Annotated in this window: 19 protein-coding genes and 4 pseudogenes; 9 read left to right on the top strand and 14 right to left on the bottom strand. The window is 38.3% G+C overall.

Annotated elements, in window-relative coordinates; genetic code table 11:
• Positions 1-261: 261 nt before the first annotated feature.
• Positions 262-744: pseudogene (locus M44_RS02555) on the top strand (GyrI-like domain-containing protein); the annotation flags it as partial.
• 306 nt (positions 745-1,050) lie between these two features.
• Here the strand turns inward: M44_RS02555 and nadE are convergent.
• Positions 1,051-1,875, bottom strand: coding sequence for an ammonia-dependent NAD(+) synthetase (nadE, locus tag M44_RS02550; RefSeq protein ID WP_010170634.1), 825 nt, complete (start codon positions 1,873-1,875; stop codon positions 1,051-1,053).
• 201 nt (positions 1,876-2,076) lie between these two features.
• Between nadE and M44_RS29745 the strand changes: the two are divergent.
• Positions 2,077-3,301: pseudogene (locus M44_RS29745) on the top strand (MFS transporter).
• Positions 3,302-3,313: 12 nt separating this feature from the next.
• Here M44_RS29745 and M44_RS02540 read toward each other — a convergent pair.
• From M44_RS02540 to M44_RS02530, 3 genes and pseudogenes are all read right to left on the bottom strand, one after another.
• On the bottom strand, positions 3,314-4,504 hold the full coding sequence (locus tag M44_RS02540) for an alanyl-tRNA editing protein (protein WP_010170633.1): 1,191 nt from the start codon (positions 4,502-4,504) through the stop codon (positions 3,314-3,316).
• A 199-nt stretch (positions 4,505-4,703) separates the two neighbouring features.
• Positions 4,704-5,578: pseudogene (locus tag M44_RS19800) on the bottom strand (DUF5692 family protein).
• Between the two features lie 156 nt (positions 5,579-5,734).
• The gene (locus M44_RS02530) at positions 5,735-6,556 is read right to left on the bottom strand and encodes a hypothetical protein (protein ID WP_010170630.1); all 822 of its coding nucleotides are present in this window, start codon (positions 6,554-6,556) and stop codon (positions 5,735-5,737) included.
• Positions 6,557-6,728: 172 nt separating this feature from the next.
• On the opposite strand from M44_RS02530, the gene M44_RS02525 reads away from it, so the two are divergent.
• Positions 6,729-7,322 carry a TetR/AcrR family transcriptional regulator gene (locus M44_RS02525; protein WP_010170629.1) on the top strand — a complete coding sequence of 198 codons (594 nt, stop codon included), beginning with the start codon at positions 6,729-6,731 and terminating at the stop codon, positions 7,320-7,322.
• An 86-nt stretch (positions 7,323-7,408) separates the two neighbouring features.
• Here the strand turns inward: M44_RS02525 and M44_RS02520 are convergent, their stop codons facing one another.
• Complete coding sequence (locus tag M44_RS02520; protein ID WP_010170628.1) at positions 7,409-8,419, bottom strand: NADP-dependent oxidoreductase; 1,011 nt, start codon at positions 8,417-8,419, stop codon at positions 7,409-7,411.
• A gap of 256 nt (positions 8,420-8,675) precedes the next feature.
• Positions 8,676-8,933 (bottom strand): hypothetical protein, encoded by a 258-nt coding sequence (locus tag M44_RS02515; RefSeq protein ID WP_010170627.1) that lies wholly within the window; start codon positions 8,931-8,933, stop codon positions 8,676-8,678.
• Positions 8,934-9,473: 540 nt separating this feature from the next.
• Here M44_RS02515 and M44_RS19790 point away from each other — a divergent pair.
• Positions 9,474-9,821, top strand: coding sequence for a sporulation protein (locus M44_RS19790; protein WP_010170624.1), 348 nt, complete (start codon positions 9,474-9,476; stop codon positions 9,819-9,821).
• Positions 9,805-10,086 (top strand): YkvA family protein, encoded by a 282-nt coding sequence (locus M44_RS02500; protein ID WP_010170622.1) that lies wholly within the window; start codon positions 9,805-9,807, stop codon positions 10,084-10,086. Before M44_RS19790 ends, M44_RS02500 begins: the two co-directional genes overlap by 17 nt.
• Positions 10,087-10,195: 109 nt before the next feature.
• Here M44_RS02500 and M44_RS02495 read toward each other — a convergent pair whose 3' ends face one another.
• The 4 genes from M44_RS02495 to M44_RS02480 all read right to left on the bottom strand — a co-directional run bounded on the left by M44_RS02495 (position 10,196) and on the right by M44_RS02480 (position 13,198).
• Positions 10,196-11,164, bottom strand: coding sequence for a calcium/sodium antiporter (locus M44_RS02495; protein ID WP_010170620.1), 969 nt, complete (start codon positions 11,162-11,164; stop codon positions 10,196-10,198).
• A gap of 48 nt (positions 11,165-11,212) precedes the next feature.
• Positions 11,213-12,247, bottom strand: a complete 1,035-nt coding sequence (locus tag M44_RS02490; RefSeq protein WP_272941168.1) for an FUSC family protein — start codon at positions 12,245-12,247, stop codon at positions 11,213-11,215.
• 162 nt (positions 12,248-12,409) lie between these two features.
• A complete protein-coding gene (locus M44_RS02485) occupies positions 12,410-12,871 on the bottom strand; it encodes a YcxB family protein (RefSeq protein ID WP_010170618.1) in 462 nt (153 codons plus the stop codon).
• A 24-nt stretch (positions 12,872-12,895) separates the two neighbouring features.
• Complete coding sequence (locus M44_RS02480; protein WP_010170617.1) at positions 12,896-13,198, bottom strand: nucleotide pyrophosphohydrolase; 303 nt, start codon at positions 13,196-13,198, stop codon at positions 12,896-12,898.
• A gap of 384 nt (positions 13,199-13,582) precedes the next feature.
• Here M44_RS02480 and M44_RS02475 point away from each other — a divergent pair, with 384 nt between their 5' ends.
• Complete coding sequence (locus tag M44_RS02475) at positions 13,583-14,449, top strand: alpha/beta fold hydrolase (protein ID WP_010170616.1); 867 nt, start codon at positions 13,583-13,585, stop codon at positions 14,447-14,449.
• A 396-nt stretch (positions 14,450-14,845) separates the two neighbouring features.
• Positions 14,846-14,946: pseudogene (locus tag M44_RS26705) on the top strand (IS1595 family transposase); the annotation flags it as partial.
• Positions 14,947-15,175: 229 nt separating this feature from the next.
• Here the strand turns inward: M44_RS26705 and M44_RS19785 are convergent.
• From M44_RS19785 to M44_RS02455, 4 genes are all read right to left on the bottom strand, one after another.
• Complete coding sequence (locus M44_RS19785; protein ID WP_010170615.1) at positions 15,176-15,949, bottom strand: CPBP family glutamic-type intramembrane protease; 774 nt, start codon at positions 15,947-15,949, stop codon at positions 15,176-15,178.
• A gap of 101 nt (positions 15,950-16,050) precedes the next feature.
• On the bottom strand, positions 16,051-17,412 hold the full coding sequence (locus M44_RS02465) for a S41 family peptidase (protein ID WP_010170614.1): 1,362 nt from the start codon (positions 17,410-17,412) through the stop codon (positions 16,051-16,053).
• 64 nt (positions 17,413-17,476) lie between these two features.
• Positions 17,477-18,424, bottom strand: coding sequence for an ABC transporter permease (locus M44_RS02460; RefSeq protein WP_010170613.1), 948 nt, complete (start codon positions 18,422-18,424; stop codon positions 17,477-17,479).
• Positions 18,417-19,361 (bottom strand): ABC transporter ATP-binding protein, encoded by a 945-nt coding sequence (locus M44_RS02455; RefSeq protein ID WP_010170612.1) that lies wholly within the window; start codon positions 19,359-19,361, stop codon positions 18,417-18,419. The genes M44_RS02460 and M44_RS02455 overlap by 8 nt, the downstream gene beginning before the upstream one ends.
• A 229-nt stretch (positions 19,362-19,590) precedes the next feature.
• Here M44_RS02455 and M44_RS02450 point away from each other — a divergent pair, with 229 nt between their 5' ends.
• Both M44_RS02450 and M44_RS02445 read left to right on the top strand, forming a co-directional pair.
• Complete coding sequence (locus tag M44_RS02450) at positions 19,591-20,802, top strand: sensor histidine kinase (protein WP_010170610.1); 1,212 nt, start codon at positions 19,591-19,593, stop codon at positions 20,800-20,802.
• Complete coding sequence (locus M44_RS02445) at positions 20,777-21,409, top strand: response regulator (RefSeq protein ID WP_010170607.1); 633 nt, start codon at positions 20,777-20,779, stop codon at positions 21,407-21,409. The genes M44_RS02450 and M44_RS02445 overlap by 26 nt, the downstream gene beginning before the upstream one ends.
• Positions 21,410-21,530: the final 121 nt, after the last annotated feature.

Below are 21,530 nucleotides of genomic sequence, written 5' to 3'. Positions count from 1 at the left end.
AAGTAGTTCAGTTTTTGTGAAGAAACATGATCTATCAACGTTTTATAAGAAATTAATAACAAAATATCATAACAAATTAGGGTGAAATTGCTAAATAATTATCAGTCAATTACGAGAAATATCAAGGATTTATACCATTATGTGATAAAATAAATTTAAAGATTAAGAAAATTCAGTTCTCCAACTAACAAAGAAGGTTAGAGTAGGAAGTAATTTAGTGGAAGAAATAAAAATTAATTTAGTTTAATTGAAATAAATTAAATAAAAGGGGCTACCAAAATGGAGTATCGGATTGAAAATCTTAATTTTGATTTAAAAGTTATAGGAAAAGGTAAAATAGTCAAAACAAATAGAGCCTTTAAAACAATTCCTACGCTTTGGAGCAGCGCTAAAAAAGATGGATTTATGCAACAATTGATTGATATGTCCTGGGACGCACAAAAATGCTCTCTTGAAAGTCTTTTGGGCGTTTGCGGAAAAGAAGCAGCCATTATTGGCGAAGGATTTACATACTTTATGGGTGTTAGATATGATGGAAAGGTACCAAGTGATATGGAAACGCTAATTATTACTCACCGCACATGGGCTGTCTTTCCAGGCATTAGGAATGCGTGGGAGCGATTATACACAGAATGGGTTCCAACCTCTGGATATGAACTTGCTGATATCCCATGTATCGAATGCTATTATCCACCAAAATATAGACCGAGAAATGAACTTTGGGTTCCTGTAATTGCAAAATGATTACATATTAAGAAATGATAACAAAGGTAGAGAAATAACACATTTAATAATGGCTCTGTTAAACAACGCTGTTGAATTCCGCCAAATGACTTCGCTTTCCGCGGGGCGTTGGTGGAGCCTCCTCGGCAAGCCTGCGGGGTCTCCACCAAACGCTATCTCCCGCAGGAGTCTTCGCCATTTAGCTCCAATCAACAGCTGGTAATCAGCAAAAATCAACATTATTCTTTAACAGAGCCTTAATAATAAAAAGCTTGGGATATCCCAAGCTTTTTTGTTGCGTTAATTGTATTGTTAATTTACTTCGATTTATTTCCAAAAATCATCAAAAATAGAGATCGGCATATGACGTTTGTGCTGTGTCTTTAGATAATGACCTTCAATGGTTTTAGCCGCTTCTGATAGAACTTCTTTGCCTTCTAAGTAATCATCGATTTGATCATATGTTACACCCAAGGCTACTTCGTCAGGTAGACCAGGTCGATTTTCTTCTAAGTCCGCAGTTGGTTTCTTTAAGTAGAGGTGCTCTGGTGCACCTAATTCTTTTAATAAATCTTTCCCTTGGCGCTTATTTAGTCGGAAGATTGGAACAAGATCCGCGCCACCGTCACCGTACTTTGTATAAAAGCCTGTTACGGCTTCCGCAGAATGATCTGTCCCAAGTACGACCGCCTGTCTCATCGCCGCAATACTATACTGAGCCTTCATTCGTTCGCGCGCTTTTTCATTTCCTTTTACAAAATCGCTTAGTTCTACCCCAATAGCCTCTAGTGTGGCTGCACTCGCATCGACAGCTGGTTTAATGTTAACCACTAGTACTTCACTTGGCTGGATAAACTCTATAGCATCCTGACAGTCATCTTCATCCGCTTGAACACCGTACGGCAAGCGAACAGCATAGAATTTAAATTCATCTGTATGATTCTCTTCGTTCATCTCGTTAATGGCCATTTGAGCCAGCTTCCCTGTAAGAGTTGAATCTTGGCCACCAGAGATTCCAAGAACAAATCCTTTTAAGAAAGAGTGTTTCTTCAGATAGGCTTTTAAGAAATCAACACTTTTTCGAATCTCTTCTTTTGGATTAATGGTTGGTTGGACCATCATTTCTTCAACAATTTGTTTTTGTAAGGACATTGTACTCTCTCCTTATATCTTGGAATATATGTATGTTTTAACTAGCTTCCCCAATGGGAGGATGTCTTATTATGTTAATCATATCACAAAGTGGAATTCGGAGTGTATTAGGAAAGGCGAAACATCCCAGTGATTCCCTTGAATAACACGGAAAGTAATTTGGAAACATACTTTCATCAACTATGGAAGAAGGATGTAACAGTGAGTAAGAAGAGACGCTTTGATTTAATTTCCGTTGCCTCTATTCCTTTAATTATGACCCTAGGAAATTCCATGTTAATCCCTGTGCTCCCAACGATTGAAAAAAAGCTTTCCATTTCTTCCTTTGAATCTAGCTTAGTTATTACAGTGTATTCTGTTGTCGCCATTATTCTAATCCCTATTGCAGGATACTTATCCGATCAGTACGGTCGAAAAAAAATCATCATTCCAAGCTTGTTCATCGCAGGGATTGGGGGGTTAGTATCAGGTTTTGCTTCCTGGCAGCTAACGGAACCGTTTTCTATTATTTTAATTGGGAGAGCCCTACAAGGAGTAGGCGCTGCGGGGGCTGCGCCTATCGTTCTGCCGCTGGTTGGGGATATGTACAAAAAAGAAAGTGAAGTGAGCGAGGGTCTTGGTCTCATTGAAACATCCAATACATTTGGAAAAGTCCTTAGTCCCATTCTAGGAGCAATACTTGCCAATTTGATTTGGTTTCTTCCTTTTTTCGCATTTCCGATTTTTTGCCTGCTTTCTATAGTACTTGTCATCTTTTTTGTTCACACACCTAAAAAGAAAAAATCTGAAAAGCAAACGGCAAAGGAATTTATAGGAAAAGTAAAAGATATCTTCCGGAAAGACGGTAAGTGGATCTCCGCTATTTTTATCATTGGTGGCATCCTCATGTTTATTTTTATTTGGCATTTTATTTTACTTATCTACCATGTTAGAGGAAGAGTACGGGGTAAGCAGCATTCTAAAGGGAGTGATTCTCGCCATCCCATTAGCCGCTCTCTGTATCACCTCTTTTGTGACAGGGAAACGGATCGAGCAAAACAAGATTGTCATGAAATGGGTAACGGTCGTTAGCTTACTGGTATTAACTCTTGGAGCAGGAGTAACCTCCTTCTTTGATGGCGTCTATTTTCTTGTATGCTCTTTACTCCTTACAGGAGTAGCGATTGGCGCTTCACTCCCATGCCTAGATGCCCTCATTACAGAAGGAATTGAAAAAGAAGAACGTGGAACCATTACTTCCTTGTATAGTAGCATGCGCTTTGTGGGGGTGGCATTAGGTCCGCCGGTCTTCTCTTACTTAATGGATAAGAGTCACTTTGTCATGTTTCTGGTTATTGCTGTACTTGCATTACTCTCCTTATGCGTGGCCTTTTTTCTGATTACACCTGAAACAAACAAATCCCCTAAGGGCCTCTTAAAAGCCTAGGGGATCTCTATTCTAGTCTAGTAATTCTTCAATTTGTATAAGAAACTCGGTTGGAGTCATAACCGCTTCTCCTCCACCTTGAACAAGGTATTCTTTTCCCCCACCTTTACCATTTATAAGGTGAAAAGCGAGTTTCGCTACACTTCTTATATCAACGGCTGGTTCACTGCCTTTCGCCATAACGAGTTGAAGTTTTTCATCATTTTGAACCGTTAATACCACTACCATCTGGTTATGATCCTCTGTAATGTTCTGCGCTAGGGTTTGCAGTTCTTTTATCGGACGATGGGTAAACGCGCCTTTTATATAAGCATAGGATTCCTTTGTAGCCGCATTCGCTACTAAATCCTTCAGTTCGAATGAAAGTAGCTGTTCCTTTAGGCTCTCTATCTCTTTCTCTTGATCCTTTTGATTGTGTAAAAGTTTTTCGGCAGCTTCAACCAGTTTTCCTTCTGGTGATTGAAGAGTACTCGTCAAATTCCTTATGGCTTCATGCTTCCCCTGTAATTGCTGCCTTACACGATCTCCACACACAAAATGGAGGCGAACATTGCCTCTATGCTTTTCCCAATCAAATACTTTAATAGTCCCTACCTCACTCGTTAAACGAGGGTGCGTTCCGCCGCACGCGTTGTAATCGAATTCAGGAATGATAACGAGGCGGATATCCTCTTCCACTGATATGTGCTTTCTTAATGGATAGTTTATTAGCTCTTCACGAGATACCCACTTCGTCTCAATTGGGCGTGCATCTTGAATGATCTTGTTCGCTAAATCTTCGGCTTGAAGAGCTTCTTCAGGGGTGAGGCTCGGTGTCTTTAGATCAATCGTCAAAAAGTCTGTTCCAAGATGAAAACTTACGGTTTCATATCCTAAGCTTTCCGCAAAAGCAGCCGATAAAATATGCTGTCCTGCATGCTGCTGCATATGGTCAAATCGTCTGTTCCAATCTAATTCTAACGTAACCTCACCCTCTGGAAGGGCTGTTTCAATATAGTGACGGATCTCTCCATCCTCCCTTTCCACTTGGGTGACGACCACACCATTCATGGTTCCCGTATCATGAGGCTGCCCTCCACCCGTTGGGTAAAAGATCGTTTCCTCTAGAACCACATAAAGCCCTATTTCATCCTTGTGCTGCTGAACAATATGAGTGTTACAGGTCCTCCTATATGAGTCTTCGTAATAAATCTTCCTCGTCATGCCTATTCCTCTCTCCTACAAGTAGTTACCGTAACTTTAGCACACGAAGGGCATTGAGGGACAGGGACTTTGTCTTGTTTATTAGCGAGAATTGCTATGAAGAAAAGTGAACGGGGTAGAACGGATTGAATGGATAGAGACAAAAACCCTAGAACAACTAGGGTTTTTCTTCTTACTTAAGAGTCTCACTTATGAAAGATTACACTGCAAGAAGATTTTCTTCTTGCACCTCCTTATAAGCTTTTGTTCCCACATAAATCTCATCCTTCAATGGGTTTAGCTTAAGCTTGCGAATTCGATAGAATTGATACGCAACAAGTGCCACATTCACAAGTAAAGACAATAAGCTCACGACAAAGAAAGCAGTCGGATTATGGGTAGTCGGAACAGGAGCTATCTGATCAGCAAATGATGGAACGGTCATGACGAACATAATCCATAACGCAAGAGTATGGGCACGATGTTGAAGCCATGCTCCTTTTTTTATAAAGAACGTTGGAATAGTACAGGCCAATAGTAACGCTAACCCGCAGTAGAAGGAATGGTCTGATATACAATTATACGTATACGCAAAATTCCACAAATCATATGCAATAATCCACGCCCAGATCATATCTGGCCAAATCATATCTTTTGAAGAATCCCTCGACACATAAATGCCCATCCATCCACAAATAGCAATAATATTTAGTAAACCGGCAACACCGTTCATAATATTCCACGGACCGGACATTACCCACAGATTATCGATATAGGCACCGTCCCAAGCCCCGTACATAAACACCTGGAAATCGCGGATACACGCTTCTAAAATATTTAAGACAAGAATCCCAGGTGGAAACAAAAGCACCCACTTTTCTTCGCAATTGAAGGGTAATACCTTATCAGCATAAATCCTAGACAGCCTGCTAAAGCGGAATACGTTTTAACCCAGTTAAACCAAGTACCCGTCCCGTATTCATTCCCTGGAGCAGCCGTTGTCGGCCAAACGAAGATGGTTAGTACCACCGGAACTACTAGAAATAGCGTAATACCTCCCCACTTCGTTGTTCGACTAAACTCATTAAACGCCATAAGAGCAAATAAGACGAAAAACCAAATGCCCCAACCAACAAAACCTGTTGACTCATATAACAAACCCATAACCCTTACCTCCCTTGATTTTAAAGATTGCTCAATAGTGAGCAAACAATCCTACACAAGAATAAAGGAAATCGAGAGACTATATTTCTATGCTGCTGATTTGATACGTCTGAAGCTATATTGCGCTTTGTCACTGTGAAGCTGCCACATATGCCAGAATACATAAGGAACAATTAAGATGAAGTTAATGATCCCCCAAACTTTTAACACCTCAGGATTGTACCAAGAGGAAGAATCCATCACGTTCGGGAAGATATCAAAGCATGCACGTAGTAAAAGATGTGCGGCTAATGTATAGACACGCGCTGTAATATAGAGCTCTGGGCGTTTCATTATAATGGGATATAATTCAGCCGCTAATAGAATACAAAGTGAGCTCGCAAAATAGGTTGGAGATTCAGCGAATACAAAGCATGCATTCCACGTTGTATAAAGGAAGTTCCAAGAAGCAGTCGTATAGGCAACTAAGTCTGCATGAGAATCCATAGTTATCTTCCAGAATTTCGGTGCGAACGGGATAGTTACACATAAAAGAAATCCAGTGGCTGCATTAAAATAGTTTCCAAGCGTAACATCCTTCATCGTAGCTTCTGCAATATTTAAAAATAGAATAGCGTAAAAGAACCACAAGAACTTTTCATTTTTAAGATAATCCCAGACTTTCCCTTTCTTGTCTTCATACACAGCAATCCGTGAAAACCCAACAATAATTGTTGGAATGATAACGCTTAATATTTTGACCCAGCGAAACCATCCCTCCACATTTCCCATCAACCAAAGTGGAAACGTTAGTAAAGAAGCAAGCCAAAAATAAGCTGCAAGCTTATAATGTTTTCGAAAAAAGACAATGATTCCCAGCAACAATAGGATATACATAGGCATAGTGATAACATGAGGCCAAATCGTCATAGCTTTCACCCTCTAATTTAGTTTTTAACACCAAACATACCGAACGTTCGTTATGTCTCTAGTATATTCCTGTCTACTAGGATAGTCAATGTGAATTATTTCACAATATATAGAGATTTTATGTCTTTTACTAGCTATGGTATTCTAAGAATACGTAAGGAGGATAAAACTCGTGGATGGAAAAGAAAAGATTCTTGCTGCAGCAAGAAAGGTAATTAGTAAGCATGGGTCAAACCGTGCGACAGTCCGAGCCATCGCAGAAGAGGCTGGACTGAGCACAGGTGCTATCTATCATTATTATAAAAACAAAGACGACATTCTCTATGATCTACTAGACGACAGTCTTTCTGATTCCACACGGATTGCTATAGGAATCCACCAACAGGAAGGAACCAAAACGAAAATTAAATTGGACGTTCTTCAGAAAACGGAGGAACGATTCTATAAAGAGGCTGAAAACCGACTACAATACCACTTCGCCCATGAAATCCTACTTGGCAACAAAGACTTACAAGGGAAATTTCAAGAAAAATATAAGGAATGGAACCTTCGAATAGAAGAAATTCTTGTGAATTTATATGGCCTTAAAGATACACGCCTAAATAAAGCCCTTACCTCCTGGTTACTAGGAGCCGTAGACGGCGTCATTTTACAGCATCTACTAGAAGTTAACGAAACAAGCGTCGATGACATGATGGAAGTTTTTCAATTACTCCTTGATAAGGGGTTGCCGCAGTTTGTGGCATTATTGAATGAGGAGGAGTGAGGATTAAGGGGACAGGGACCTTGTCTTATCTTTTAAAAAATGCCGCCCATCCATTCACTACCAAGGAATGGGCGGCTACATTTTTCTTAACGATCTGCCACTTTTACTAACAGCTTGCCTATATTATTGCCTTCAAACAGATCCAAAAAGGCATCTGGAATGTTCTCAAAACCTTCACGAATCGTTTCTCGGTGCGTTAACTTTCCTTCCTGCAGCCACTCTGCCAGCTGCTTCGCTCCTTCTTGGAAACGATCTGAGTAATTCCCCACCGTAAATCCTTGCATCAAGACACTTTTCTTAATGAGGAAGCCTTGCACGCGTGGACCAACATCCGCTTGTTCTAAATTGTACGCTGAAATCGCTCCGCAAACTGGAACACGAGCAAATCGGTTAAGCTGAGTGAACACTGCATCTGATATTTCACCACCGACGTTATCAAAGTACACATCCACTCCATTAGGACAGGTCTTCTCGATTTCAGTCTTCATATCTTCAGCCGTCTTGTAGTTGATCACTTCATCAAAGTGCAATACGTCCTTTAAGAAGGAAATCTTCTCTTCAGAGCCTGCTATTCCAACTACTCGATCCCCTTTGATTTTCGCAATTTGTCCAACGATAGAGCCAACCGCACCTGCTGCACCAGAGATGACAACAGTCTCTCCTTCTTTCGGCTTACCGATATCTAATAACCCAAAATACGCCGTCAGTCCCGTCATTCCAAGAACACCTAAGTGAGTGCTAATCGGTGCTAACTCTGGATCAATCTTTCGAACTTCCTGCTCGGTCGCCTTATAAAATGTTTGCCAGCCAAACCCACCAATGACGACATCTCCCACTTGATACTGCTCAGACTTAGATTCCACGACTTCACCAATGGATCCACCTTCAATAACTTTACCTAACTGGAACGGCTCAATGTACGATTTGCCTTCTCTCATTCTACCCCTCATGTACGGGTCTACCGATACATATAATGTTTTAAGTAAAATCTCCCCGTCTTTTACCTCTCCAATTTCTTGCTCCACAAATTGAAACGTACTCTCATCTGGCATCCCAGCAGGTCGACTCGCTAACACAATTTGTTGCGTTGTTTTCATTATTCTTACAGCTCCTTTATTGGATAAGTTCTATTCTCTTCAATCTCTATTGTGATGTAATTCCTAATCCGTTTCAAATGATTGGAACTAGGGGACAGGGACTTTGTCTTCTTTATAAACTTAGGAATATACTAGGTTCACAGTAAATAGGCTTCCCTCTTGAGTAGGGAAGCCTGGTTACTTTAACTTATGTTGTTTCATGATACTAACTCTCGACTGGAGGCCACTTCCACAAGGACAAAGTCCCTGTCCCCTATTAAGCGAAGAGGCCGAATACTGCGCCAATAATTCCAAAGATGAAAGCAAAAATAAACCATAGGATGGAGAGGATTACAATGATCCACCCAAGCCCTTTCCGACCTGTTTGGATGTAGTAAATACCTAATACGATGGGACCAAATAAAAATCCTAAAATCCCCCAAACCCAAGAATTCTTCTCGCGTTTTCTAGCGTCTACAAATAGATAGATAGCGATGATAACATTAATAATTAGACTGAGTGAAAATTCCAACACCTCATCTCCCTTCTGATTTGATTCATTTTTTTAGTATGCAACCATACCTCTTGATTACAAGTGGGAATTCTTAGGGGGGACAGGGACCTTGTCTTACAACATAAGACAAAGTCCCTGTCCCCTTGATTTCCCTTGATTTACACTCAAAATAAATACCAATTGACAACATATTAAAATGTGAATAAAATAAAGTTAATCAAATAGTTCGTTCTCCTAAAGGGGAGTAGCTTTTACAGCAAAGTCGTCATTCCAGGGGTAACCCTCGGCTTTGTTGACAACCATGGTTGTTAGCAAGACCTTTACCAAGCGGTAGGGGTCTTTCTTGATTCTAAGACCTTTGCCCATTCTGGCGGAGGTCTTTCTATTTGACCTAAACCTCATTATTCTAACCAGCTGGTTTACAGAATAATGAGGAGAGAAGCGTGAAAGAAATACGCTAAGCACTTTATTAGAGGAGAAGATCAAAATCATGCTATTTCAGAAAATAATGTCAATCTTCCATGTAGGTTCTGCAAGAATAGACCTGCTATTAGGTAAAATGTGTATTACCCAGGTGAGTGTGTCACAGGACATTTTTGTATAAAAGGTGGACTAGTTCATCAAGAAATTAAACGATTAGAAAGTGATCTGATTCAGATTGACCAACAAACGAAAGCCGAACAAGTCATTGGTCAGGTAACGATCTATACATCACAAACGATTAAACGTTCAGATCATAACGAAATACCGTTCCGTTTTACCCTGCCACAGGATGTAGGACCATCATCCGAACACTACTCGTATCGCTTTAAAACCAGAATGATTTGTCAACATGGGACCACAAGAAATGACCAAGATTTCATCCATATCGAACAAAAGGAAGGAGATTACTATGATAAAGCTCTTTAAACGACTAAAATTCATGACGAGAATCTCTAAGTTCCTACCGTTTTTAAAAGACTATTATCTATCAAAAGAAGTAACGGCAAAACAAAAAATCGTTCCCCTACTTCTTGTGGCTGGATATATTCTTCTGCCGATTGATATAATCCCTGACTTTTTATCTGTATTTGGAATTGTTGATGACTTGACGCTGCTTACGTTCTTGTTCCAGCGTGTGGTTGGCGGGGCACCTGCTTCTATTAGAGAAAAGTATGATCTTGAGAAAATGTAACGAAGTATTTACAAAATGAAGCTTTTGGATCGTGAGGCTTATATCACAGGAACGGCTCTCCTAAAGATGGCTGGAACCGTTCCCCAAAATCCACTACATGTAGACTCAATTAATTTCTGATAATAATATAAACCATATAGACAATATAGGAGAGTATTAGAACAATTCCTTCTCCCTTCCCTACCCTAAAGTTGGTTCTGGAGAAAACTAGTAACAAGACCGTCAGGAAGACCATTAATAGTATGTCAATAAATATTTTACCTGTTACAGCTAACGGAGAAATGACAGATGCCGCTCCTAATACAAACAAAATATTAAAGATATTACTTCCGACAATGTTTCCTATAGCGATCTCGCTCTCCCTTTTAAATGCAGCCGTAACAGAGGTGATGAGTTCTGGCAAGGATGTTCCAACCGCTACAATGGATAGGCCGACCAGCGTCTCACTCATCCCAAATGAAAGAGCAATTGTTGTTGCACTATTGACTACTAAATCCCCACCGAAGATAATGGCTGCTAGTCCACCAAGGGCTAGAAAGAGGCTCTTTCCCCATTTCACTGTTTCAGATTCTGATTCTGAAGACACCCTCTCACCTGTCATACTTTCTCTAGATTGTCTGGCTACTTCAAAAATATAGTAAAGAAAAATAGCAAAAATCAACAGAAGAATCAATCCATCGGCTCTCGTGACTAAATTTTGAGAAGCTCCTTGCAGAAGATTATCACTAATCAACACGTATAGAACTACACCTGCTAACAGGGTAAAAGGAATCTCTTTACGGATGGTGACATTTTCTACTTTTAACGGATTGATTAGAGCAGTTAATCCTACCACTAGTGTGATGTTAAAAATATTACTACCTACTACATTTCCTATGGCTACCCCTGCGTTTTGCTCAAGAGCAGCCAGGATACTGACGGTTGCCTCTGGTGAGCTAGTGCCAAAAGCAACAATCGTTAATCCAATTAATAGAGGTGACACTCGTAAACCACGTGCGATGTTAGAGGAACCGTCTACAAAAAAGTTCGCCCCAACTATTAGTAGTGCAAATCCTATGATTAAAAGTATGTATACCACTGTACCTCTCCTTTTCTGTATAGTACTCCTTTAAAAGCCTTCTATTGACTAGTATTGACCTTGAACGGTATTCCTTACTTCATTCCCTATATATTGATGGATGACCTTTTCTAGACGCTCCAAGTGAAAGGAATAATGAACGATGGACGAAGCAATGATAGTCTGACGGAGTTTCTGTTCTTTATCCTCTTCAGACTTTTCTAAAACGTTAGAATAAAACGCATCTTGATTATCTAATATTTTAAAACCAATCATGTTGTGATCTTCTTTGATGAGACCCAAATATTTTAATAGAAGATATTCATGATATTTTACTAACTCCTCAAGCTTCTCATCAAATAAGGTGGTTTCACTTTTTACCGGTTGACTTTGGAAATAGTGATCTTCAATGCATGCTAAAAGGTGATGAGCTTCCCGAAACGCCTTTATCATTTGTTTCAATACAATGAGCTCTCTTGCGTTTAATTTGGTGGACTTCCCTAACTTGGAACGTTCTTCATCTAACAGTTTGAATTGATCTTGCAGCTTCGTTAAGTCTGATTGAAATTTCTGATGAATGTCTTGATAAGAAGCTTCTCTCATTTCATCTGAAATAGCCGTTCTCATTAATAGAGACATATGTTGAAACGTTTTTTGAAGATCTTCAGTGAATTTCTTTTTATAATTTGGTGGAAAAATAGTGATATTGATCATGATAGCTGTAATCGTACCGATGAGAATGACAAGAAATCGTTCGATAGCAAATGAAACATCCTCACTCCCCGTCGCTCCCATGATCGCAATGACCGTTACAAGGGTTAAAGGTATAGTCGTTTCCATCTTGAGTTTAATACTAATGGATATCATTAAGATAATAACAAAACCAATAGTGATAGGATGTTCACCAAAGAAGTAAATAAAAAATAAAGAAATGGAGGCGCCCAGTGTGTTCGTGATAATTTGATCTAGCAATTGCTTCCATGTACGGTAAACGGAGGGTTGGATAGCTAATATGGCAGCTACACCTGCAAAAACCGCATGCTCCAAGTCAAATACCATACACATATAAATGGATAGCGTGACCGCTAACCCAGTTTTTAAAATTCTTGGACCAAAAGTTATAAGGATCTCTCCTTTCTGTTTAGTTAAGTTTATTTTACCTTATTACTAGAAGGAGATACTAAAAAAAGAATCAATGGACTCTTTCCATTGATATCTATATTTTCAACTTTACATTCAGATATTTTCTAAAACCTTCAACCTTGTCTATTTCCTGTTTAGGTAAATATAGGCCGAAACGGCACTGTTATAAATATAAAGGCTATGTTCATCTTCTTTTACTTCCACAACACCCGCCCAAGCCAATCTTGTTAATCCGTTCGCTGTTTCATCTACAAACCCTTCATCGTCTATTGTCAACCTATGCTGACCTAATAACCCCTCGTTATTTCCTTCTCTAAAAGCCTTTTTAACCGTACGAGTGATATGGTTATAGAAATATTTCGGGTAAAATAGCACCCACAATGCCCCTACAATAAAGAAGGGAAGGAATACTTCCAAAAACGGCTTATGTAATATAATCGAAAATACATAGGCAATAACAACAAAAAAGACCGGTGTAACATACCTCTGAATATTCAAGGCCTTCTTACCAGTTGCAGAGTTTTTAATATGAAATACATTGAACCTTAAATAATCTTCTTCCGTTAACGTGTAGGTTAGTTCCATTTGGTGGTTCCTCCGATTTGATCTTTACTTACCTGTTGCGACTGGGTATTTCAACGCATTCTTTTCCATTTTCTTAAAGGCTTCCTCTTCCAAATCTATATCCATCTTTTCGGCTAACTGCAAAAGATAGATGAGTACATCAGCCATTTCTTCTTTGATATTCTGATTGGACTCAGCAACGGCCTCTTCACTACTTCTCCACTGGAAATTTTCTAATAGTTCATTGGCTTCTAAAGAGATGGAAATTGCCAGATCTTTTTCATTGTGAGCAGAATTCCATCCCCGCTCATCTCGAAACTCGACGATTTTTTGGATTAGGTCTTTCATATTGATACCACCTAGTTCATATTTTTGGATAGATATAGTTTATTTTATCATTCGCCTCTATAAAGTAACTATAATTAATGGACTTACTGCAAAAAACACAAACCCCGTAGGAATAAATTCTAAGGTGTTCCGTTCAGGGAGGGAAAACCTTAAATCACATTAAAATTAACATATCAAATGGCACTAAATTCCTACAGTAAAAAACCCAGATCCAAGTAGATTCGAGTTTTTGCTTCAATTTGAACTCCTTGCTCCATTAAAGCCTGCCATTTTGGATAAAAAACACACCGGGATGCAGAGGAATTCAATCGTTCTAGAAATGACCAATCCTTTTTTGTCATATAGATAGATTGAGACTAATTTGAAAGTGTGGTGTGTGCCAAAGTGATTCGCTACAAACGAATGACCATAGATGGCGTAAGTGTATTCTATCGAGAAGCAGGGGATCCCACTTGTCCTACCATTGTCTTATTGCATGGTTTTCCCAGTTCCTCTCACATGTACCGCGATCTTATCCCATTGTTAGCCAAAGATTTTCATGTAATAGCACCCGATTATCCTGGGTACGGAAATAGCAGCATGCCCCTTGTAACCGAATTTTCTTATACGTTTCATCATCTCTCCCTTATCGTGGAAAAACTTCTCCATCAGCTTGGAGTTATGAGGTATATCCTCTATTTACAAGACTACGGAGGGCCTATTGGATTTAGAATAGCTGTGCGTAATCCTCATAAAATTCAAGGTCTAATCATTCAAAATGCTGTCGCTCATGAAGAAGGACTGGGAAAACCTTTTGACATATTTAAAGCTCTTTGGGCTGACAGAAATTCGAAAACGGAGGCCGCCTTTCTCGAGCTACTAACCCTTGATTTCACGAGAACACAATATGTAACAGGAGTATGCAATCCATTCGCTATTAGCCCCGACAGCTACTCCATGGACCAATTTTTCCTAGATCGTCCTGACAATAATCAAATTCAATTAGAACTTGCCTATGATTATCGAAAAAATGTTGAACAATATCCCCGCTGGCAACATTACTTACGGACCTTTCAACCGCCAATTCTTATCACTTGGGGAAAGAACGATTTTATCTTCACCCTACAAGGAGCGTATGCTTTTACAAGAGAAGTGCCATCAACTGAGACTCACTTTCTATGCGGAGGTCATTTTGTGTTAGAAGAAAAAGCGATTAAGATTGCTACACTTATTCGACACTTTGGTAGAAGAGTTGGCTTAATTTATGGATAGGGAAATCAGGGGGACAGGGACTTTGTCTTATATATAAACCTACTCACCTACTGGAGGTAGCATGGTAACAAAGACCTTTTATAAACATGGAGTGAAGTCTTTAAACTATTCACTCTCACTAACCTAGGAAGGATTAGGTGATATTGTACGAATTAAGGAACTAACATTTTTATGCATCAGGGTAATAAGACCAAGTCTCTTTCCCTTAATTCAGTGAAAAGATTAGCATAATAAAAAGTATGTCCTTTCTTGCATTGTTTGGTTGGGCGACTAAACAATACAAAAAAAGGCATACTTTTTTGTTTTTTATGAAAGGCACTTTTCTCATTGATTATGGCTAATTTGCCCCTTCCTGTAAGAGGTGATAAATATACTCTTTCAAGAGGCGGTTCCACAGTGCTTAAAGACATCTACACTACGTTTTTGGACAAACAAAAGACGAGCAAATTCAACTATTTAACCTTTTAAGAGAAGACTTTAACAACAATGAAGATGCTATAGCCACGAACGACAAGAAATTCGCTCAAACAATTTTTACGAAAAGATCCTTATGAAAATATGAAGACATCAGGATTTTGAGAGCCATCGCTTTCGTGATTTCGTTCTTTATTCATTCTAGAGATCGAATATTCTTAAAATAGTATCACTGGAACCATCCCTTTGATTCCCCTACATACGGAATACCATTCAAAAACGCCTACTCAAAAAAGAAGGCGTTACAGTGTATTAGAATATATGCATCCATATTATAAAATTTGCCACATGGTAAAAAACATGAGCGATCATAGCGTAAACAAGGCCTTTTTTCCAGAATAAATACCCAAAGAAAACTCCTAAAACTCCATTTAAAACAATGGCTCTAACCACAAGTACAGTTGTTAGCTCCCCGAAAAGACTGGCAGTTGCTGGTAAGTGCCCTATTCCAAATCCAACGCTAGCCACCATTATGCCTGCCCAATACATCCAGACTGGAATCTGAGGCGCAGTCTTTCTGAATAAGATACTTAAAAGCCAAATAATTAAAGTCATAAAGAATAAGCGAATGAAAATTTCCTCCCAGACACCACCATACAGGACGCTCATTAACAATGATTTCACCCATGATTCTGGAACGTTCATATCCTCTAATGAAGGAATCTGAAGAGAAAATACATATGTGTCCGCTAACGAAATAATCAATGACCCTACAGCCCCACCAAAAACCGCCGTCAAGATCGCACTTCGTGACCAGGAAAAAGAATATGTTTTATCAACTAGTGAACGAAAAAAAGGAACCTCTAACCCGACTCTTGGTAATAATGATAAACCAATGATACTAGCCAAAAAGGTTAATATAACCTGTTGTACTACGGTAATGACGTTTATAATAAATGGGGATGGTGCATTCTCTATGCCTTCTAACAATTCAGCTGTTGCAGATTCTTGCACCCATAAAAGCGCTAGAGTAGCCAAAAAACCTAAAAATGTAAAGAATAGTGATAATTTTAATTTTACTTTCATTAATTAACCTCTCCCAAATTCAATTTCTTATTCAATTATAGGATGTAATAGTCACACTGAATATTCACCACAGTCATACATGTAGTCACAATAATAATTCATTATTTAACAACTTGAATAGCTCGCTCTAGAACGGTGTCTAGTCCCTTCAGCACCGCTTCTTCTGTTAGAATTACCTTTTCATCTGGGAACAAGCCGATTTGCTCATATACGTTACCATCCGCAGCCGTATATTTCTCTGCACTTAAAGTTACAATCCAACCATTTGGAAGTATACTCATAATTATATCAGAGTGAACTCCCATCGTTGTTTCCCCGATGATTGTGACATGATTCATTTGATCGAACGCCATTGTAGCTACTTCAGCAGCACTACCGGTTACATTACTTGTCATCACTATAACTTTTTCAGCTTTGAGAGCGTGATCAGCAGGTGACATGTATATGTTAGTAGGTTCATTAAACTCGTCGTAATCACCTACACGAGTTTGCTTAGAAAAAACAAACACCTCTTCCTTTGCAAATAGCTCGGCAAATTGTAACGCAAAATAATCTGTTCCCCCAGGATTTAACCGTAAATCCACGATAATCGATGAAATGCCATCTAAATCTCTTTGCAGTTTAGTTAGCCCATCCTTAATGGCTTGTTTGTCTGTAGCATAAAAATCATTAACTCTTACATAATACAGGTCATCATTGATTGGAGCATACTCAATATGCTTGTTGATAATGCATTTCGTTTTTTGAGATAAATAGTTCTTACTATTTTTCTTGATTTTCTCTTGATTATCTAGATACAATTCGAAACCTGGTAACTTTTCACGTTTCGATCCTACCCCGCTTTGTAATCCAGTTAAAACATTCGTATGTCCGTCATTGAGCAGTTGAATCATTTCTTTAAAAGTAGCTAGAAGCTCTTCATCCGTTGTTTGCTCAGTAACCTTTGCTCTATATTCACTATATAAAGCATTCCAATCTACATTTGCTATTTTAAATAAACTATAGTTCTCTTCGAAGAGATTAAAAAACACCTCATAATTATGAACCGGATTCTTTGTAAAGGTTTTAATTTTAACATCAGGCAAATCTTCTATTCTTTCAAAATATTTCTTAAACCCGATTAAATCAATAACCACTCCGTCATGAAATGTGCCACTAGCGGTATCTGTCCAGAACAATAAATTTAAAAGCGGTGCACCATATAACTTCTCTATCACGATCTCCCCTGTATCATTTATGGTGCCAAACCCGAAAGGTAGTAAACTATCTTTCGTGTAGTTATAGACAATCACATCCTCATTGTCCATCTCCAAAATAATATGGTATCCGATTGATTTCCATACTTGCCTTTCAGTTTCGTCTATACTAGGTGGTCTACCGGTATTTATATACAAAACTAACGCTGTGCTTAGTGCTAACACGATAATTATACTCATACATATAATGATTATTATCTTTTGCATTTAACGTCCCTCCCACGTGACTAAGAAACGACTCTCGCACATATCATGAGAGAGTTACCAACGTCTAAGCCTCCACATCACGCTTCTGAAAGATTAAGCATGAGAGACTTAGTAAAAGTGCATAATATATGGCCAGGATAGTGATAGAGAATGGCAATGATGTCCCTTCAAACAAAGGTGTATTCGTCAAATACTGTGTTAAATCTGTGTTTGAAAATAAGAAATATTTACCCCAGTTTTGGTCCAATTCACTTAATAGCATAGCGATACTAGATCCCGTAAATAAAATAAATATTGATAACCCTATTGCTAAAGAGCTGCTCCTAAATATAGTAGATATCATAAAGGAAATTGTTACGATCATAACGAGCTGTATAGACTGTAATCCATATGTTTTTAACGCATATCCTACTATGTTCCCTTCTTGAACGACTCCATTCTGATCAACGTACAGAAATGGAGCAGCTGCACCTTCGAACCCAAACAATATGCCACCTAATACAAACGAAGTTGAGAATAGTAGAATCATTAATAGCACAGCAAACATGAGGGTACTAATATATTTTGAAACTATAATCTTCATTCTGATGAAGGGTCTAATGAGAAGCATTTTTACAGTTCCTGTTGAAAATTCCTCCGCCACAATACTCCCTGCTACAATAGCCGTAAACAATGTTACAAGTTGGATAAAATACAAACTCATTTGCAGAGATATACCCCAAACTGTAGCCGTCATTGGCATGCTGTTATGATCTAATCTATATTGACTTAATTGAATCTCTCTTTCCATATCTATAAGTGCTTCTGCTGGCAATGTGTTTCTGGCTGACTCTAAATCTACTTGTTGCATAGCAATTTGTTTTTGCAAATCTTGCTTCCAGTCTGTAGGATTAGAGACTACTTTTGTTACGACAATAGCCATTAAGACCCCAATAAGCAATATGGACAGCATCACCCACGTACTTATCTTTGAATACAGTTTCATATTTTCATTTCTTACTAGTTTAAACAATGCCATCACCTCTTGTAATTTCTAAAAATCTTTCTTCTAATGTCTTAACAACCGGTCGTATCCCATAAACTGGAACATCATATAGCGTCAACATTCGATTAATAATCGCAACTTCTTCATAGCTAACATCAATTTCTATCCCTTCATTTTGAACAACGACTTCATAATCCACTAGAGTTTTCTTAGCTTTAGACACATCTTGCACTAAAAATAAATATGGTTGGGACTTTTTAAATTTACGTATTTCTACCCCCTCGCCATCCAAATTTAGATCTTCTCTCGAAATATCTTGAATGGATATTAACGAGCCATTTTGGATGATTGCCACTCGGTCACACATAAGCTCCATTTCTGATAAAAGATGACTCGATACCAGAATGGAGATATCCTCTGTTTTTGCGATTGTTCGTAAATAGTCTCTCAGTTCACTAATACCTGCTGGATCAAGTCCGTTTGTTGGTTCATCTAATATAAGCAACGAAGGTTTGTGTAATAAAGCTTGCGCAACACCAAGTCTTTGCCTCATACCTAAGGAGTACGTTTTTACTTTGTCATGAATACGCTGTTCTAAGCCAACTAGCTTTACAACCTCATCAATTCGAGCCTTAGTAACTCCTTTATACATATTGGCAAAATGAACTAGATTTTTATAACCAGATAGATACTTATACATCTCTGGGTTTTCTACTATAGCTCCGACCTTTTTCATCGCCTCTTCAAAATGTGATTGTATACTTATTCCATCAATTAATATCTGGCCTGTTGAAAATTTCATAAGACCTACCATCATGCGAATCGTTGTGGTTTTCCCTGCACCGTTTGGACCTAAAAAACCGAACACTTCCCCTTTTGGTACTTCAAATGATAAATCGTGTATGATTGTTTTCCCCTTAATCGTTTTTGTTACATGTTTCAATTGCAAAACAAAGTTTGCCATGTGATCCCCTCACTTTCATTTGATGCTTACATCATAACCAGCAAATGGACATTTCAATAAGTAACCTCAGTCATAACATAAGTCATATATATCTCTCGTAGGAATATCACATCTAAGACCTATCCTACAAGATTAACCGTTTTTCAAAAAAATTTAGTTCCTGTCAATTGATTCGTCTGTTAAAATTATGAAGAAAATAATTCATTCTATTTCTAAAGGAAGGGACTACATGAATTCAATAAGAAAATGGATGTGGATTGATTACGTTTTATCATTCGTTCGACTGTTTTTCTATGCTACTGGTATCATTTACTTTATTAGTAACCCTGCAGAAATGGGGATGAACGAAACCTTATTCTTTTTATGGTTCTTCTTATGTATAGCGGCTCCTCACTTATTCTGGAATCCACGCTACATTCATGATGTCCTGTTTGCAATCACAGAATTTATTTTAATTGGGAGTTTTTACATATATTTTACATTCTTCTTAAAAACCCCAACTGGATTTACTCTCCTAATGATGTCGGCGCTTGTGATTGGATTCATCGCAAGAAAGCATACCCTCATATTTAGTCCGATTGTTTTAATTATGCTAACCGCTTGTGTAGTGTACTTAGATGGTGCTTTTGTTGATATCTTAAACAACTTATTTGTTTTAGTTATGCTTTTTACGTTTGGATATATGTTTAATCAATTACTGAGTACTCAAAGTGCGATGAAGAAACTATTAGAGGAGAATGAAAAACAAACAACCATCATACATACACAAAACAAAGCATTAGAACAATATGTAAGTAAAGTAGAAGAACTTACTTTAGAATCCGAGAGAAGCAGAATTGCCGGTGAATTGCACGATACGATTGGGCATATATTTACATCCGTAATAGTAGGGATGGATGCGGTCATATACTTAATTGACTCTTCACCGGAAACGGCAAAGAGTAGGTTGGAAAAGTTACGGAGCGCTGCCAAAACAAGTTTACAAGAGGTTCGGTCTCAAATTCACAATATGGCACGTGAGGAAGAACACGTATCTCTTTCTACTAAACTGAAGAATTTAACAACAGAATTCTCAGAGTATACGAATACTGACGTATCTATTCAGACGACAGGACAGGAATACCCTATCACTCGTTCCATTTCAATCATCCTCATTCGTTGTTTACAAGAGGCGTTAACAAATGCGAAAAGGCATGGTGAGGCAAATAAAATCATAGTAGTACTCCATTTTAATCCTTCAGAAGTACGCTTAAGTGTTCATGACAACGGAAAAGGACAGGAAGATTTGCAGTTTGGCTTCGGACTACAAACAATGAATGATCGATTATCGTTAGTGAACGGTGTATTAACTGTTAAATCAGACGAGAGGACAGGGACGCAGCTTACATGCATCGTCCCTATAAAGGAGGACGTTTATGAAAATAAAACTAATGTTAGTTGAAGATCAAGAATTAATTAGAGAAAGCTTAAATATTGTCTTAGGTATGGAAGAGGATTTTGATTTAATTGGGGCCGTAGTGAACGGTGAGGAAGCCATTAAAATTTGTGAAAAACAACTACCTAATGTCATATTAATGGATATTAATATGCCTATAATGGATGGAATTGAAGCAACAAAAGTGATAAAAAATAAATGGCCAAGTGTCCAAATTATTATCTTAACAACCTTTGAGGAAGTACAATATGTCAAAGCCGCTCTTAGTTATGGAGCTGAAGGATACTTATTAAAAGCCATACATCCAAAAGATTTGGCTGCCAGTATACGTCTCGTTCATCGCGGAGAAACATTAATTAATCAAGGTTTAGCTAAACAATTGTTAGCGAGTATTCCTCAAGAAAACAAAGAAGATTCTATATATACAAAATTCGGATTATCTGAACGTGAAGGGCAGATCCTTCAAGCCATTGCTAATGGTTTAAGTAATAAACAAATATCTCAGAAACTTTTTTTAACAGAGGGTACAGTGAAAAATTATGTTTCCAAGATATATGCAAAGCTCGATGTCCAAGACCGTATAGGTGCGCTTAATAAATTTAATGAGATTTAAATTTGAGATTGGGAGCTTCCCAATCTTTTTAATAGAGATTACTTTATTGATGACATACCTCACTATGCAGTATGACTTACCAAACGATATATTAGTTGCAAGACCACACTTTTAATTGGCA

This window comes from Bacillus coahuilensis m4-4 (assembly GCF_000171615.1).
In the GTDB taxonomy this organism is placed as follows: Bacteria; Bacillota; Bacilli; order Bacillales; family Bacillaceae_K; genus Bacillus_T; species Bacillus_T coahuilensis.
This window is presented reverse-complemented; position numbering and strand designations above follow the sequence as displayed.

Bases quoted from the DNA above. Each gene is read 5' to 3' on its own strand.
- M44_RS02540 (WP_010170633.1), bottom strand. From the start codon at position 4,504: ATGACGAGGAAGATTTATTACGAAGACTCATATAGGAGGACCTGTAAC.
- nadE (WP_010170634.1), bottom strand. From the start codon at position 1,875: ATGTCCTTACAAAAACAAATTGTTGAAGAAATGATGGTCCAACCAACC.
- M44_RS02485 (WP_010170618.1), bottom strand. From the start codon at position 12,871: ATGGAACTAACCTACACGTTAACGGAAGAAGATTATTTAAGGTTCAAT.
- M44_RS19785 (WP_010170615.1), bottom strand. From the start codon at position 15,949: ATGAAAGTAAAATTAAAATTATCACTATTCTTTACATTTTTAGGTTTT.
- M44_RS02445 (WP_010170607.1), top strand. From the start codon at position 20,777: ATGAAAATAAAACTAATGTTAGTTGAAGATCAAGAATTAATTAGAGAA.
- M44_RS02530 (WP_010170630.1), bottom strand. From the start codon at position 6,556: ATGACGATTTGGCCTCATGTTATCACTATGCCTATGTATATCCTATTG.
- M44_RS02450 (WP_010170610.1), top strand. From the start codon at position 19,591: ATGAATTCAATAAGAAAATGGATGTGGATTGATTACGTTTTATCATTC.
- M44_RS02455 (WP_010170612.1), bottom strand. From the start codon at position 19,361: ATGGCAAACTTTGTTTTGCAATTGAAACATGTAACAAAAACGATTAAG.
- M44_RS02520 (WP_010170628.1), bottom strand. From the start codon at position 8,419: ATGAAAACAACGCAACAAATTGTGTTAGCGAGTCGACCTGCTGGGATG.
- M44_RS02465 (WP_010170614.1), bottom strand. From the start codon at position 17,412: ATGCAAAAGATAATAATCATTATATGTATGAGTATAATTATCGTGTTA.
- M44_RS02500 (WP_010170622.1), top strand. From the start codon at position 9,805: ATGATAAAGCTCTTTAAACGACTAAAATTCATGACGAGAATCTCTAAG.
- M44_RS02480 (WP_010170617.1), bottom strand. From the start codon at position 13,198: ATGAAAGACCTAATCCAAAAAATCGTCGAGTTTCGAGATGAGCGGGGA.